A 15,360-nucleotide genomic window follows, 5' to 3' on the forward strand; every position below is an offset into this window, starting at 1 on the left:
TCGTTTAAATTATATGATGCTTATTTTTTGTCTTCTTCATCGTCAACTTCTTTGTAGTCGGCATCTACTACATCATCGTCAGAGCCTTGGCCTTCACCTTGTTCATCCTGGTTAGCCTGTTGCTCTTGTGCCATTTGTTCGTACATTTTAACGGAAAGCTGCTGCACTTGTTCCTGCAGCGCATCTTTCTTTTCCCTGATTTGATCAAGGTCATCGGATTCAATGGCTTTTTGCAATTCTTCTTTTGCTTCTTCAGCTTTTTGTTTCTCTTCATCAGTTATATTGTCGCCGAGATCTTTAATCGTCTTATCTGTTGTAAAGACGAGCTGATCAGCCTCATTGCGCAGATCTGCTTCTTCACGGCGTTTTTTATCTTCTTCGGCGTTCTCTTCGGCTTCCTTGACCATTTGATCCACTTCATCATCTGACAGGCCGGAAGAAGATTTAATGGTAATGGACTGTTCTTTATTTGTGCCTTTATCTTTTGCACTGACATTAACGATACCATTGGCATCAATATCAAATGTCACTTCAATTTGCGGTATGCCGCGCGGTGCCGGCGGAATATCCGTCAACTGGAAACGTCCAAGTGTTTTGTTATCTGCAGCCATTTCACGTTCACCCTGCAGAACATGGATATCAACTGCCGTCTGGTTGTCAGCTGCAGTTGAGAAAACCTGTGAATGACTTGTAGGAATTGTTGTATTCCGTTCTATCAGTTTGGTTGTTACACTTCCCATTGTTTCGATACCCAATGAAAGTGGCGTAACGTCCAATAATACAACATCCTTAACATCGCCTTGCAGTACGCCGCCTTGGATAGCTGCCCCCAGTGCTACAACTTCGTCAGGGTTAACACCTTTTGAAGGCTCTTTGCCTGTTTTCTGTTTAATTGCTTCCTGTACAGCAGGAATCCGTGTTGATCCACCGACCAGGATAACTTTATGAATATCTTTCGCTGATAAGTCAGCATCAGACAATGCTTTGCGGGTTGGCTCCATCGTACGCTCAACAAGATCTGATGAGAGTTCTTCAAATTTAGCACGTGTCATATTCATTTCCAGATGCAATGGCCCGTTTTCACCTGCTGTAATAAACGGCAGTGAAATTTGCGTTTGCGACACACCGGAAAGATCTTTCTTAGCTTTTTCAGCTGCATCTTTCAAACGCTGTTTAGCCATTTTGTCCTGGGAAAGATCGATGCCATTTTCCTTTTTGAATTCCTGTACCATGTAGTCCATGATGACCTCATCGAAATCATCACCGCCAAGGCGGTTGTCACCGGCCGTTGAAACAACTTCGAATGTACCGTCGCCGATATCAAGAATGGATACGTCAAATGTACCGCCACCTAGGTCATATACAAGAATTGTCTGATCCTGATCTTCTTTATCAATTCCATACGCCAATGATGCTGCAGTTGGTTCGTTGATAATACGCTCAACTTCCAGACCTGCAATTTTCCCGGCATCTTTGGTAGCTTGACGCTCGGCATCATTGAAGTATGCCGGAACTGTGATAACTGCTTTTTCAACAGTATCTCCCAAGTAATCTTCAGCATATGATTTCAGATACTGCAGAATAATCGCAGAGATTTCCTGAGGTGTATATTCCTTGTCTTCGATTTTAACTTTGTAGTCTGTACCCATATGACGTTTGATTGACTGAATAGTATTCGGGTTAGTGATAGCCTGGCGTTTTGCCACCTCACCTACCTGACGTTCGCCATTTTTAAACGCTACAACAGATGGTGCTGTCCGGTTCCCTTCCGGATTCGGGATGACAACCGGCTCGCCGCCTTCCATTACAGCTACACATGAATTTGTTGTACCTAAGTCAATTCCAATTATTTTACCCATAATCAATTCCTCCTTCACTGCTCTTACAATTACTTATTAACTTTAACCATTGCTGGCCGGATAACGCGGTCTTTGAGGATATAGCCTTTCTGCAATTCTTCCACCACTGTTTCTGATTCAGCTTCCTCATCCTCTATTTGCATCACGGCATGGTGTACATTCGGATCAAATGGTTTGCCGACAGATTCTATTTCTTCAACACCCTGTGATTTAAGTGCTTCCCTGATTTGGTTGTAAACCATGGAAATGCCCTCAGCAAAGCTTTTCGTTTCATCAGTAACTTCAACTTGCATTGCGCGTTCAAAGTTGTCGATTGCCGGCAATAGTTCTTTTGCCAGATCTTCTGACTTGTACTTGCGCACTGCTTCCTTTTCTTTCTGGGAACGCTTTTTGAAATTATCAAATTCAGCCTGGACACGCAACAAGCGCTGCTGCAGGTCGTCTTTTTCCTGCTTCAGCTGACTGAGTTCAGCCGGATCCGATTCAGCATCGGCTGACTCTGCTTGCTCTCGGTCTTCCTGATCATCTGTATCAATGACTTCAGTGATAACTTCTTCCTGCTCATGATCCTGTTGATCCTTTTCTTCATCTTTTGGATCGTATTGGTTTGCTGTTTCTTGATTTTGTTCAGCCATTCCGCCACCTCCTATCTATGAAATTGCCACGATAGAATATAACATGATTAGTGCATGAAATAAAGTGAAACTTCATTTCAGTAGGGCGATTTTCCCCACTGAATGTTAGTTGAACCGAATCGGGCATTTAGGGTCAGTCAGCAGCTGTAATTTGGCTGCATACTGCATGCGGGGAAAGTGAAACTTCATTCAGTGAGATTCAAGTCCCCTCATTCCGATATACTCTATAATGGCCTCATTCATTATCCTGATAATACTTATATAGCACGTCTGACATTTCATTTGACAGTGCGTCCAGTAAATTAATTACTTTTTTATATTCCATTCGGGTAGGACCCAGTAATGCAATCGTACCCATCTGCTCTTCATTCATTTCATAGGTTGCAGTGATAAGACTGCAATCTTTGATAGCATCAACTTTATTCTCATGGCCGATTGTAACCTTTACGCCATCAGATGCACCTTTAAGCAGATTGGCGATTTCATCCTCTTCCTCAATCATGGAATAAAACGACCGGACCTTATTAATGTCATTGAACTCAGGCTGCATTAACAGGTTCGTTTTGCCACCGAAGTATAACTTCACCGGATTTTCACTAAAAAATACAGCTTTCAGATAATCATAGGTTGTCTCAAAATCCGTCACATATTTATTCATCAGATTGATAATTTCGGTATTGAGTCTTTCATGCAATTTAAAAATCGGCACCCCATACAGCCGGTCATTTAAGATGTTAACCATTTTTTCCAGGTCTGAGGGATTAATGGCCTCGGGCACGGAAAACGACCGATGCTCTACATGGCCAGTGTTTGTAACCAATATAGCGACAGCTGTATTTCCGGTGAGAGAAATGATTTGCAGCTGTTTTAGTTTTGTCTCAAACACTTCCGGACCTAGGATGATGGATGTATAGTTTGTAATCCGGGACAGTATTTCCGCTGAGCTTTGAACGATTTGTTCAAACTCAAGCAGACCATCCTGCATGATGTTACGGATAATTTGAATATTGCCTGTTGTTTGCTCAGGCGAAACCAAATGATCGACATAATACCGGTATCCTCTCTCTGAAGGTATTCGGCCGGAAGAAGAGTGTGTCTTCTCTAGGTAACCCAAATCCTCCAAATCAGCCATTTCATTTCGAATTGTAGCCGAACTATAATGTATGCTCTCTTTTTTGGCAATCGAGCGAGAGCCTACCGGTTGTGCCGTTTCGATGAAATCATCAATAATGACTTGCAGAATCAGCAATTGTCGTTCTGTTAACATGATGATCACCTCTGTTAGCACTCATGCCTACCGAGTGCTAATGCTAAATATAAATTATCAAATCCTATTTTCTTTGTCAACGAACAACACTCAGATCCTTTTCTTCCAGCAAAAATTGCGCAAATACGTCATTCCCAAACAGGATTCCTTGATCGGTCAAACGCAGATTATCGCCGTCTGTCATAATCCATCCTTTGTCCCGTAAATAGGAAAGCGTATCTTTATACAACAGCTCATATGAAAAACCGAACTTCTTAATAAAATGCTGATTGCTGATGCCGTCCATCTTTCGCAGCCCAAGGAACATTTCTTCTTCAATCATTTCCTTCATTCTGATTTCCTCTGTATTCAGAACCGGATAGCCATCCTCCATAGCCTGTTTGACATAAGCCGGAAGCGGTCGTATATTGCCGGTCCGCATACCCGGTAAGTAGCCATGAGCCCCCGCGCCAAATCCGTAATAGTGTTCATTCTTCCAATAAACAAGATTATGCCGGCTTTCATAACCAGGCTTTGCAAAATTGCTGATTTCATAGTGCTTAAGCCCATTATTCTTCATCGATTCCTTCAGGATGTTATACATACGAACTTCATCTTCCTGCGGGGGACGATGCAACTTACCTTTATTATAACGCTGGTAAAATACCGTCTTCGGCTCAATCTGCAAAGCATATGCAGAATAATGCGGCAGGTTAAATGAAAGAGCTTCATCCAATGTACGCCTGAAATGCTCAACTGTCTGATTCGGCAACGCATAAATTAAATCAAGGCTGATATTATCAAAGCCATGTTGCTTCAATAAATCAACTGTCCTGTAAACATCCTTTATTTTATGCAAACGGCCGAGTTCTTCAAGCATGGCATCATCAAACACCTGGACCCCCAACGAGACCCGATTCACCCCAAAGCCTTTGAGTAATTTTGCTTTCTCTTCATCGAAGTCACCGGGGTTTGCTTCAATACTGAACTCAGAAGCAGCGGCTATATCAAATTTGGTGTCTATCAACTGCATAAGTGAACGCAACTGGACCAAATTCAATGCTGTAGGAGTGCCTCCGCCGATAAAGATCGTGTGGACCTGATTCTTTGTACCGCCAATTTGCGTATTAATTTCATTGGCGAGTGCTTCAATATATTCTGTTGCCAGTTTTTCATTATAAAAAAACTTGGTGAAATCACAATAATGACAGATTTGCTGGCAGAATGGGATATGGATATATACAGATTGTGCTTTCATGAGTTTCTCTCCTACACACAGAAAAGGGATAACCCCTGCTGGACAGCAAAGGTTTTCCCTGCTCCGTTAAAATTAGTTAATCATCATTCATTTCCAGTACAGCCATAAACGCTTCCTGTGGTACTTCGACAGACCCTACCATTTTCATGCGTTTTTTACCTTCTTTTTGTTTCTCCAGCAGTTTCCGTTTACGGGAAATATCCCCGCCATAACATTTGGATAATACATTCTTTTTCATAGCCTTAATTGTTGAGCGGGCAATAATTTTATTTCCAATAGCAGCCTGAACAGGCACCTCGAATTGCTGTCTAGGAATAAGATCCTTAAGTTTATCAACAATATGTTTCCCGCGCTCATAGGCAAAATCGCGGTGGACAATAAATGATAGCGCATCAATCGTGTCACCGTTCAGCAAAATGTCCATTTTTACGAGATTCGAAGGTCTGTACCCGATTAAATCATAATCAAATGATGCATATCCTTTTGTTTGTGACTTCAGCTGATCAAAGAAATCATAAACAATTTCAGACAGTGGAATATGATAGACAATATTAACCCGGATTTCATCAAGATATTTCATATCAGTGAACTGACCGCGTTTTTTCTGGGCGATTTCCATTACCGGTCCGACATAATCATTCGGCACCATAATGGTTGCTTCAACAAAAGGTTCCCGAACTTCGTTGACAAGCTGGGAATCCGGCATAGTGGAAGGATTATCGACTTCAATGATTTCGCCGTCTGTTTTCTCCACTTCATAAATGACAGATGGTGCTGTTGTGATTAAATTAATATTAAACTCGCGCTCGATGCGTTCCTGGATAATTTCCATGTGCAGTAATCCCAAAAAACCGCACCGGAAACCAAAGCCCAATGCCTGTGAACTTTCGGCTTCATATTGCAGGGAAGAATCATTAAGTTCCAGGCGCTCCAGTGCTTCACGAAGATCGTTATATTGATTCGAATCAACCGGAAACAGCCCGCAAAATACCATTGGATTCAGCCGTTTATAACCGGGAAGAGCCGTTTCTGCAGGATTATTGGCGAGGGTGATTGTGTCACCGACCCTGGTATCGCCCACATTTTTAATTGATGCCGTCAGAAAACCAACGTCACCGACAGACAGTTTTTCTTTAGGGACGGGATTGGGTCTGAAAACACCAATCTCATTAACCTCAAATTCTTTTCCATTGGCCATCAATTTAATCTTATCCCCGACTTTGACAGATCCCTCTTTAATACAAATATACGTGATGACACCGCGATAAGGGTCGTACAATGAATCAAAAATAAGTGCTTTCAGCGGTTCATCAGGTTCACCGGATGGCGCTGGTATATCAGATACAACACGTTCCATGATCTCATCAACACCGATGTCATCTTTTGCCGAAGCCAGGATAACTTCCTCCTTATCAATTCCGATGACATCTTCCAGTTCCTGAGCCACACGGTCAGGATCTGCATTTGGCAAATCAATTTTGTTGATAACCGGGATAAGCTCGAGATCATTATCCAGTGCAAGATAAACATTGGCAAGTGTCTGGGCTTCAATGCCCTGGGCAGCGTCAACTACTAATACAGCACCCTCGCATGCCGCAAGACTTCTGGATACCTCATATGTAAAATCGACATGACCGGGTGTGTCAATTAAATGAAATAAATACTCTTCCTCATTTTTATTTTCATAATTCAACTGTACAGCATTCAGTTTGATGGTGATTCCGCGCTCGCGCTCCAAATCCATGGCATCAAGGAATTGCTCTTTCATTTCACGCTGTGTCAATGCTTTTGTCTTTTCAAGAATACGGTCTGCAAGCGTTGATTTCCCGTGATCAATATGAGCAATGATAGAAAAATTACGTACATTCTCTTGTTTAATCATAAATGCAGTCCACTCCTACTTTGTGTCTCACCTTTCCTTACAGCTAAGGCAGGACATAACTAGAACTGATTATAGCAATTGCACTGCATAGATTCAAGAAAGTTAGCATGGGGCGAGGGACCCGTAGGCGGCTGCCGCAATCAGAAAAATACCTGAACAAGCTGGTAGACAGCGCCGACGACAAGCTCATAAAATCCTTTGACAGTGGATTCTAAAAATGATGCTGCCTTATATGTGAAATGCTCAGATGTCTCCGGACTCTCCAGTAATTGGCGGGACGAGTCATCCTCGGAAACATTCTTTTCCACTAAAACCTGTTCTTCTTCCTGCACAGCAACTTCCTCAACATTCCGTGAGCCTTCACTATCCTGATGACTGCGATCCATTCCTAAAGTCAGACCTGTCAGAAAAAACACGACCAGTGATAAAAGTATGGCAAGTAAACGCATGATTTTCCCCTCCTATCTATTGACCGGCATTTACTTTTTCAGCGTCCCAGTAATAATCACTGAACACATCGGCCACGGCATCTGCACTCCTGTATAACTCTTCCAATTTATTGCCGACCCCTCCAAACTCTATTAACATGGCATTCGGTGATAAATCCTGGTTATAAATTCCATTGCTACCTGCTCCCTTTTTTGTAATAACCCCTCTGCTGAGACCTGGATATTTCTTCTCAATAAGATTATGCAATTCATTGGCAATTTCAAGATTTTTCTCATATCCCTCATATTTGGCACCAACCACAAACATGACCCGGGCATATTCTTTACCGTTAATTTCCGTTGTTGTTTCATTTTTTGGACTGGCATCACGATGTAGATCAAATGCATATTGCAAATCACCATTCCCAGCAAAAGCTTCCTTGACCACATTTCTTGAGGCCTTGTATGATTGATGGTATTGCCAATTTTTTTCATTTAAAATAGTCATAATATCAGTCTGATTAACTTTCGATCCTATCCCATTTGCTTCAAGCGCTTGGGCAAATCTTTCACTGACTTTCCCAATATTCACTTCACCGTGCTGAGCTTCATCCGGATCATCTGTATCCGGCAAATGCGGCAAAAATGACTCCCGGCTATGGGTGTTATAAATAAATACAGCATCACGGCCGTCCGTACTCGGTTGCACCTCATTTTCCTCTTTTTTCACCGGATCCTGCTGTTGTTCCGGCTCCTCAATGACCGCTTCCCTCTCTTTTAAAATCTCTTCAAGTGGAGGTGCCGATTCGACAGGGAGATTTGTGTAATCGGTCCCTTCCCCTGCTACGATAATTTCGTTCTGAAACGTTAAGAAACCCGGCAGCTCCTGTCCAAGCAAACTTCTTGTGTCACTTGGTCTTATATTCGTGGCCATCTCAAACAACAGATTGCTTATATCAGGCAGCTCCCTGTCGTCAGGATAGGCCTCCCGGAAAGCCCGATTTTCCAGCCCCATCATATATAAAAAAGTTGAACTGTTCAGGTCACTTGTCCAATTAGTAATCGTATTGGACGAAACTCGGTAAGCCGGGGATACTGTTGTCAGCAATCCTGTCAAAATAAATATGGCAGCGAAACAGATAATATAAACACTGCTTCTCTTGCAAAGATGTTTTAAAGGCTTTTTGCTTTTTGGGCTGCGATGACTTTTAAGGTACATGGTTCCACTCCCCTGAATTATTTCCGGATATTAAAATCTATGAAATAAATTCAGAAGATAGAACCAGCTCTTTTAAATGATTAAAACATGATAGAACTTGACTGTTGATATTCTAACGGCTGTAAGATGCAAAGTTTTCAACCGTTACTTTATCGTGGAGCGCAGCATTTAAACCATTCGCTATCACGGTGGCCATATCTTTCATGAAGCCATCAACCTCTTTTGGGGTTACCATTAAATTATGTCCAATCGGTGTCAGGACTTCCTGAATCAACGATTTCTTCTCTTCTTCCGATAATTTTCCAACGATTCCAAGGAATGTTTCGCGTTTGTCTTCATCAGGCAGATCCTCTTCCGTAAACTTTTTATCCCCAAAAGACAGCCCGGCAGGCGTTAAAGACTTGGACGGCTTGTCCTTCTCACGCAGCTCCCGGCCAAAATGCTTCATCATAAAATCGATTGTATCGCTTGTGATTGTCACAGCGTCCACGACAGTAGGACATCCTACAGCAAAAACCGGCACACCGATCGTATCTTCACTCAATTCCTTACGTTTGTTTCCGACACCAGAGCCGGGATGAATCCCTGCATCCGAAATTTGGATGGTCTCATTGACACGTTCGATCGATCTGGATGCAAGTGCATCAACGGCAATCACGAAATCGGGGTTGAACTTTTCCACTATCCCAAAAATAATATTGCTCGTTTCCATTCCCGTGACTCCCATCACGCCAGGTGAAACTGCTGCTACCGGTCGATAGCCTTCTGATACGGATTCATGTTCCATCTGAAATAAATGGCTCGTTACAAGCACTTTCTCCACAGACATTGGTCCAAGAGCATCCGGGGTGACATTCCAATTCCCAAGCCCGACGATCAGACCAGTGCCGTCAGAAGGAACGTTATTTTTCTCGAGCAATTGTTCCAATTCCTTTCCAAATATCTTGGCAGCATTCTCTTGTTTGCTGGTATCCTGTTTTTTGACCCCGTCAGCATAGATCGTGATATATGACCCCTGTTTTTTTCCGAGTCGTTGTTCGCCTTCATCATCTATATCAACATAAGTTACTGCTATCTCTCCCTCTTTTTTGTCCTTGATTGTGACGCCTTTTATATCCTGTGTCTGCTCTTGCTTTTCTTCTTTCTCAACATACATGTCCCTGGCTTCGACTGCCAGATCCGTTCTGACGTTATACCGGATTTTGTTTTCCTCCATTACTAACCCTCTCTTTCACTCTTAACTGTTATCATTTATATGGTTAGCGTTTTTCATTCAAATCATTCAGGAATGAAGGATAGTAGTTGAAAAGCATGCTTTCGTTTGGTAAAATATCTTTTGCTGGAATGGAAACAATAGAGTCTAGTGTTTTATCCATCGCGAATAAACTCAGGAGGTGACATCTTTGGCAAATATTAAACAAGCGAGAAAGCGTGTTGACATCAATCAAAAGAAGCGCACGCATAATATCAAATTCAAATCAGATATGCGCACTCATATCAAACGCCTAGAGAAAATGATCGAACAAAAGGATACAGAAGGAGCAAAAGCTACTCTCCCTGTCACATTCAAAAAGATTGACAAGGCAGTTCAGCATGGCGGCATCCATAAAAATAGAGGCAACCGTCAAAAATCACGTTTGACGAAAAAAGTAAATGAATTGAGCGCGTAATAAAAAACGATCCTTCTTCAGGATCGTTTTTTATTAGCTTCTATTTTGTTAATTCATGCAGCAGAAGTTCAAAAGCAAGTTCTTTCTCCATTCTCCCCTGCTTTATAGCCGTGTCAGTCTGTGTCAATTTATCAATGATGCTTTCCAGCCGCTCAGTCGCGAATTTTCTTTCCCTCTGGCTTGCCATTTTAATCACGTATGGATGTGCACCAATCCGTTTCTGCATCTGGGACTGGCTATATCCTTTCTGATTGAGCAGCTTCACATGCAAAATCGTGCGAAACTGAAATGCAAGCAAAGCAATCAATCCAATTGGGTCTTCTTTCATTTTTTCCAAATCTTTATAAATTGAGATGGCTTTATGTAGATTACGTTCGATAACAGCATCAACAAGTCTTAGTGATGAACTTGTTTCAGTATGAGCAATCAGGTTTTCTGCAATCTCCTTGGTAACAAGACCGTTTTGGCCAACGTGCAAGGCCAGTTTTGTCAGCTCATTTTTTACCTGATGCAAATTGGTCGAGAGTTCCGTTTCAAGCATGTCATAAGCATCCTCCTCTATTGTTATCTGCATGCTGCCGGCAAGGTTTTTAATCCAATTCTTAAGTTCATAGTCCCTGATCGGGTTACATTCAGCGACAGCGCTATACTGTTTTATAGCTTTGGTTATTTTTTTCCGCTCATCAATTTTCTCATACGGGGCTGTGAATACAATTACGCTGTAATCAACTGGCTGGCTGAGGTATTGTATGGCACTATCCAAGTTATGTTCAAATGGCAATTTATCAGGCTTAGCTTTTAAAAATGAAGGATTATTGGCATAGATCAGCTTTTTGCCGCCAAAGAAAGGATATGTTTCAGCATCTGTGATCACTTCCTGGATAGGGGTTTCTTCCAGATCGTACACCGATAAATTCTCTGTTTCACTACCCAGAACTGCTTCACTCAGATGTTTTGTGATAGTCTGAATAAAATAGGATTCCGTTCCATATAATAAATATACGGGTGCAATCTGTTTTTGCTTTATTTGCTGCAATACATGCGTATATGACATACATTTCACTCCAATTATGCGATATAAGTAAGCGTAAAACGTATGCCCCGGATTCGCAAGTATTTAGGGAGCAGAGGGAAGAGTTTGCCCCTATCCCTCTGTCATCTATATAAACGTTTAAAACTCAGTCCTAGGAACTGACCTTTAAACGATGTTTGTAGTTATAGCTTAACCTGTGCAGCCAAAAGTATAGCTGTTAACTCTTTCTAAAAATGGTGGTCATTCATTAAAACTTTTAACGCATAAGTGGATTTTTTTATGTATTTATTTTATACTTGGGACTATATAGGAGGGGTAAACGTGAACGATTTTGAAAAGGACGTACAGTCAAAAAATAATGATGTAGTCGATTCCATTAAAGGATTTACATTTTCTTTTGTATTCTTTGTACTGATTTTTGCAATTGGTACTGTCATCAATTTCGTTGGTTCCTGATTATACTGAACACCATATACTTTAAAAGAGACTGCCGGTTGCAGTCTCTTTTTGCATGTCACTACAGCTTATGGGGATACGTAAAAAATGTTCCATCCGTTTCGTTAAAATAATACTGGATCGCCCCGCTCTCATCCGTTCTGATGGTGCGGACATTTTCTCTCGCAAGCTTATCAAGCACAATATTATGCGGGTGGCCGTACATATTATTTTCACCTGCAGAAATTAGTCCGTATACCGGCTGAATGATTTCCAGAAACTGTTGATCGGTTGATGTGCTGCTGCCGTGATGAGCGATCTTCAGGACATCCGCCCGCAACTCCGGATATACGTTTATAAGCTCCCGTTCCGTCTCGCTGCCAATATCCCCTGTAAACAGCCATGTTCGTCCGCCCATCATGGTATATAAAACAAGTGAATTTTCATTAGTGGACGCTTTATCCCTGATAGGAGCCAATACACGAAACTTCTGTTCGCCGATTGTTATTGACTCACCTGGAGAAGACCTGATAATTTCTGTACCATGACCTGATAATGCCGCAGATAATTGATCAGAAAATTGATAGTATTCACTCACAATAACAGCATTAACCATGTCGTTTTCAATGATATACTGTACACTTCCCATATGATCGATGTCCTCATGTGAAATAAAAACTGCATCCACTTCGCTTATTCCTCTGGAGTACAGATAAGGTCGAATGATCTGCTTAAAAACATCGTCATTGACCGTGTTATTTTCAAACGACATCTCCGCACCTGCATCAATTAAAATGACTCCTTCCCGGTAAGGCAATTCAATCACTATCGCATCGCCCTGCCCGATATCAAGCATTGTTACAATGCCTGCCGGTGAAAAATATGGCCTTAGGGTGATGGTTATAAGTAATAAGGTCAAATAGCACCCGTACAAAAAAGCCTGGTTGTGCCGCCTAGTTTCAATTCTGCTCATAAAGATTAAAAACAGAACATAGTATCCCAGAGCACCTGTCAGCGGAAAAGATCCAATCACCCACGGAAAATACAATACTTGGTCAATAACGTGAATCATCTGCATAAAAAGCTCATGGGTAGTGACGAATAACTGGTCAATATACGAAACTAGAAAACCTGCAAACGGGAAGACAAGAAGTATGAAAAACATCAGTGGTATAACAAACATGGTAAAGTAAGGAACAACTATAAGATTTAATAAAATGGAGAGCGGCTGAAATGTGAAGAAGTATTCAACCTGAAGCGGCAAAATAATCATTTGCGAGACGAAGCTTATTTTAAGAACGGCGAAAAATGCAATATTCGATTGGGCCAGCCACTTTTTGGACAGAAGCAGCCCCAGTGTGACAGCAAACGACAATTGAAACCCGATGTGGTACAAAATGTAAGGGTTCCATAGGATGAGTGTTATAAATACAATGCTAAGTACATCCGTGACACTGAATTTCCAATTTATTTTATTTGCGATCATAAACAAAAGGACCATTGCACTCGCTCTGAGGACTGATGGTTCCCCACCGGCAATCAGCGCATAAAGCGGCAGAAAGAAAATAACAGCCCATTGCGCTTTTTCTTTGGTAAGAATATTCATTTTAACAAGCAGAAAATAGCATAATCCGACAAGCAAGCCGACATGCAGACCGGAAATAGCTAATATGTGTGACAAACTCCAGCGCTGAAAAAGTTCGGTTGTTTCATCATTTATTTGTGTATCATCGCCTAACACGAGTGCATTCAGCCAGCCAGCTGTCTCAGGACTGATCTGATTCTGAACAAATTGTATCAGGCCAGCCCTGAGCTGATAAATATTACTCAGAAATGATGAACCACTGCACTCAAGATCCTTCAATGAACCAATGATGATTTGATAAGTGATGCCCTGTCCCAGCAAATACTTCTGATAATCAAACTGTCCCGGATTACTTGCGCCATCCGGTATTTCCGGTTTGCCATAAATAGTGCACGTCGCACCGTATCTTAAATCATGGTGCCCTTCTGAGCCATCAGTGAAATAAACAATCAGATATTTATGGCCGGACGCGCGATCATTAAATTCAAAAGCAATTCGTGATTCCGATTCGGTTATCGGACTTGCAATCCGACCTGTGAATGAAGATTTCTCAGACGTGAAGTTTTCATCTTCCGGAGGTTTTTCCAGTACGGGGATATAGGTGTAGGTAAATATGGTGAAGGTTAAGGAAATGAAGATCGTTGCCTTCCCTAACCTTTTATGGTAATACAGGAATAGCGTCCAGAAGAAGAACACAGCTATAAACCATTTGTTCTCAAACAGGATTGCCAGAAAACTTGAGGCAATGCCTAAGGCGGGGATATGCCAATATCCTTTCATAGCAGCACCTTATAATTTAAAGAGTGATTCAGCCTCAGCTTTTAAGGCAGCATATTTTTCAGGATCATCCGTCTGTGACTCAAGCTCTTCCAGAAGCTGACGGACATAAACTTCTTTTTCACGGTAATGATAATCAACTGTGAGGTCAGTTAATGCCACCTTCTTAGTCTCAATACCGACATCCGAAAACAATTCTTCTGCATATGGGTGGTTTTTATAATCCTCAGCATAATAGAGTGTTTTTATCCCGGCCTGGATGATCTGCTTGCAACATTGGAGACAAGGGAAATGCGTTACGTAAATTTCAGCACCTTCAGTCGGGACGCCAAATTTAGCACATTGCAAAAGAGCGTTTGCTTCCGCATGAATAGTACGGACACAATGCCCGTCAATCACATAACACCCTTCATCAATACAATGCACACCGCCGGAAACACTCCCATTGTATCCGCCTGCAATAATCCGTTTATCGCGGGCAATTGTTGCTCCAACCATAAGCCTCGTACATGTGCTGCGAAGTGCCAGCAAATGACTTTGCGCCATAAAATATTGATTCCACGAGATCCTTTCCAATTGTATTCCCACCTTTACATTTTTGTTTTTTAGTTTATCTTCAACTTATAACATTCGTCAATCACACTAAGGGACCTGTATATCTTCCTTCAAAGATTCAAGTGTCTTTTCACCAATGCCTGATACATCGAGAAGATCATCTGCTGTTTCAAAAAAGCCGTTCTCGTCACGATATTGAATGATAGCCGCCGCTTTAGACGGACCAATCCCGTTAAGCGTTTCAATTTCCTCCTGGCTTGCATAGTTAATGCGCACCTTTTCGTTTCCGCTGCTTGCTGGTGCAGAAGCAGACATTGGCTCACCGGCCTTCGGGATCATCACAACCATTTCATCCTGCACTTTTTGTGCCAGGTTTACCATTGACTGATCGGCATCTTTCGTGAATCCGCCGGCCATTTGAATGACATCATTGACTCGTGATTCGGATGCTATTTCATACACACCCGGTCGGGCTATCTCTCCTTTCACATCAACCATCACTTTTGCTGGGACCTTGGCCTCTTCATCCGTTGCAGCTGATGATTCTTCAGGAACTCTGTTAGACTCACTTTCAATTTTATCGTTACCGTCGTTATTAAAAATAAGAAAAGCACCTATAGCAACAGCTATCACAATCGGAAAAACATATTTTTTGAGGGGATCGAGCAATTTGAAGTCACATCCTTTTGGGGAAAATAGGTGGCACAATTTCAGCGGGTTATCCTTACTATTCGACAAAAGTTTGCAAAACCCTTTTTAAAAACGGAAACGATCGGAA

The 15,360-nt window shown here is 41.9% G+C and carries 14 protein-coding genes; 2 read left to right on the plus strand and 12 right to left on the minus strand.

Annotation, left to right across the window (positions count from 1 at the left end; genetic code table 11):
* Positions 1–20: 20 nt before the first annotated feature.
* The 8 genes from dnaK to gpr form a co-directional block, all read right to left on the minus strand.
* Positions 21–1,859: a molecular chaperone DnaK gene (gene dnaK / locus ON01_RS10720; protein ID WP_010531040.1), complete on the minus strand. Its 1,839-nt coding sequence runs from the start codon at positions 1,857–1,859 to the stop codon at positions 21–23.
* A 29-nt stretch (positions 1,860–1,888) separates the two neighbouring features.
* Positions 1,889–2,494, minus strand: coding sequence for a nucleotide exchange factor GrpE (grpE, locus tag ON01_RS10725; protein WP_010531041.1), 606 nt, complete (start codon positions 2,492–2,494; stop codon positions 1,889–1,891).
* 235 nt (positions 2,495–2,729) lie between these two features.
* Positions 2,730–3,761, minus strand: a complete 1,032-nt coding sequence (hrcA, locus tag ON01_RS10730) for a heat-inducible transcriptional repressor HrcA (RefSeq protein WP_010531042.1) — start codon at positions 3,759–3,761, stop codon at positions 2,730–2,732.
* 76 nt (positions 3,762–3,837) lie between these two features.
* Entirely contained in the window at positions 3,838–4,998 is a 1,161-nt protein-coding gene (hemW, locus tag ON01_RS10735; protein ID WP_010531043.1) for a radical SAM family heme chaperone HemW, read from the minus strand.
* A gap of 76 nt (positions 4,999–5,074) precedes the next feature.
* On the minus strand, positions 5,075–6,880 hold the full coding sequence (gene lepA / locus ON01_RS10740; RefSeq protein ID WP_010531044.1) for a translation elongation factor 4: 1,806 nt from the start codon (positions 6,878–6,880) through the stop codon (positions 5,075–5,077).
* Positions 6,881–7,020: 140 nt separating this feature from the next.
* Entirely contained in the window at positions 7,021–7,329 is a 309-nt protein-coding gene (locus ON01_RS10745; protein ID WP_010531045.1) for a hypothetical protein, read from the minus strand.
* A gap of 16 nt (positions 7,330–7,345) precedes the next feature.
* A complete protein-coding gene (gene spoIIP, locus ON01_RS10750) occupies positions 7,346–8,527 on the minus strand; it encodes a stage II sporulation protein P (protein WP_010531046.1) in 1,182 nt (393 codons plus the stop codon).
* Positions 8,528–8,639: 112 nt separating this feature from the next.
* Positions 8,640–9,743 carry a GPR endopeptidase gene (gpr, locus tag ON01_RS10755; RefSeq protein WP_010531047.1) on the minus strand — a complete coding sequence of 368 codons (1,104 nt, stop codon included), beginning with the start codon at positions 9,741–9,743 and terminating at the stop codon, positions 8,640–8,642.
* Between the two features lie 187 nt (positions 9,744–9,930).
* Here gpr and rpsT point away from each other — a divergent pair, with 187 nt between their 5' ends.
* Positions 9,931–10,197: a 30S ribosomal protein S20 gene (gene rpsT, locus ON01_RS10760; protein ID WP_010531048.1), complete on the plus strand. Its 267-nt coding sequence runs from the start codon at positions 9,931–9,933 to the stop codon at positions 10,195–10,197.
* Positions 10,198–10,237: 40 nt separating this feature from the next.
* On the opposite strand, the gene holA is transcribed toward rpsT, so the two are convergent.
* Positions 10,238–11,251 (minus strand): DNA polymerase III subunit delta, encoded by a 1,014-nt coding sequence (holA, locus tag ON01_RS10765; RefSeq protein WP_010531049.1) that lies wholly within the window; start codon positions 11,249–11,251, stop codon positions 10,238–10,240.
* Positions 11,252–11,551: 300 nt separating this feature from the next.
* Between holA and ON01_RS18955 the strand changes: the two genes are divergently transcribed.
* Positions 11,552–11,686, plus strand: coding sequence for a YqzM family protein (locus tag ON01_RS18955; RefSeq protein ID WP_010531050.1), 135 nt, complete (start codon positions 11,552–11,554; stop codon positions 11,684–11,686).
* A 61-nt stretch (positions 11,687–11,747) separates the two neighbouring features.
* Here ON01_RS18955 and ON01_RS10775 read toward each other — a convergent pair whose 3' ends face one another.
* From ON01_RS10775 to ON01_RS10785, 3 genes are all read right to left on the minus strand, one after another.
* Positions 11,748–14,030 (minus strand): DNA internalization-related competence protein ComEC/Rec2, encoded by a 2,283-nt coding sequence (locus tag ON01_RS10775; RefSeq protein ID WP_010531051.1) that lies wholly within the window; start codon positions 14,028–14,030, stop codon positions 11,748–11,750.
* Between the two features lie 9 nt (positions 14,031–14,039).
* A complete protein-coding gene (locus tag ON01_RS10780; RefSeq protein ID WP_010531052.1) occupies positions 14,040–14,603 on the minus strand; it encodes a ComE operon protein 2 in 564 nt (187 codons plus the stop codon).
* A 66-nt stretch (positions 14,604–14,669) separates the two neighbouring features.
* Complete coding sequence (locus ON01_RS10785) at positions 14,670–15,251, minus strand: helix-hairpin-helix domain-containing protein (RefSeq protein ID WP_010531053.1); 582 nt, start codon at positions 15,249–15,251, stop codon at positions 14,670–14,672.
* Positions 15,252–15,360: the final 109 nt, after the last annotated feature.

The organism is Lentibacillus jeotgali, assembly GCF_000224785.1.
Classification (GTDB): domain Bacteria; phylum Bacillota; class Bacilli; order Bacillales; family Amphibacillaceae; genus Lentibacillus; species Lentibacillus jeotgali.

What these genes read in the sequence shown, in the direction of transcription:
- dnaK (WP_010531040.1), bottom strand. Translation starts at nt 1,859, where the DNA reads ATGGGTAAAATAATTGGAATTGACTTAGGTACAACAAATTCATGTGTA.
- grpE (WP_010531041.1), bottom strand. Translation starts at nt 2,494, where the DNA reads ATGGCTGAACAAAATCAAGAAACAGCAAACCAATACGATCCAAAAGAT.
- hrcA (WP_010531042.1), bottom strand. Translation starts at nt 3,761, where the DNA reads ATGTTAACAGAACGACAATTGCTGATTCTGCAAGTCATTATTGATGAT.
- hemW (WP_010531043.1), bottom strand. Translation starts at nt 4,998, where the DNA reads ATGAAAGCACAATCTGTATATATCCATATCCCATTCTGCCAGCAAATC.
- lepA (WP_010531044.1), bottom strand. Translation starts at nt 6,880, where the DNA reads ATGATTAAACAAGAGAATGTACGTAATTTTTCTATCATTGCTCATATT.
- ON01_RS10745 (WP_010531045.1), bottom strand. Translation starts at nt 7,329, where the DNA reads ATGCGTTTACTTGCCATACTTTTATCACTGGTCGTGTTTTTTCTGACA.
- spoIIP (WP_010531046.1), bottom strand. Translation starts at nt 8,527, where the DNA reads ATGTACCTTAAAAGTCATCGCAGCCCAAAAAGCAAAAAGCCTTTAAAA.
- gpr (WP_010531047.1), bottom strand. Translation starts at nt 9,743, where the DNA reads ATGGAGGAAAACAAAATCCGGTATAACGTCAGAACGGATCTGGCAGTC.
- holA (WP_010531049.1), bottom strand. Translation starts at nt 11,251, where the DNA reads ATGTCATATACGCATGTATTGCAGCAAATAAAGCAAAAACAGATTGCA.
- ON01_RS10775 (WP_010531051.1), bottom strand. Translation starts at nt 14,030, where the DNA reads ATGAAAGGATATTGGCATATCCCCGCCTTAGGCATTGCCTCAAGTTTT.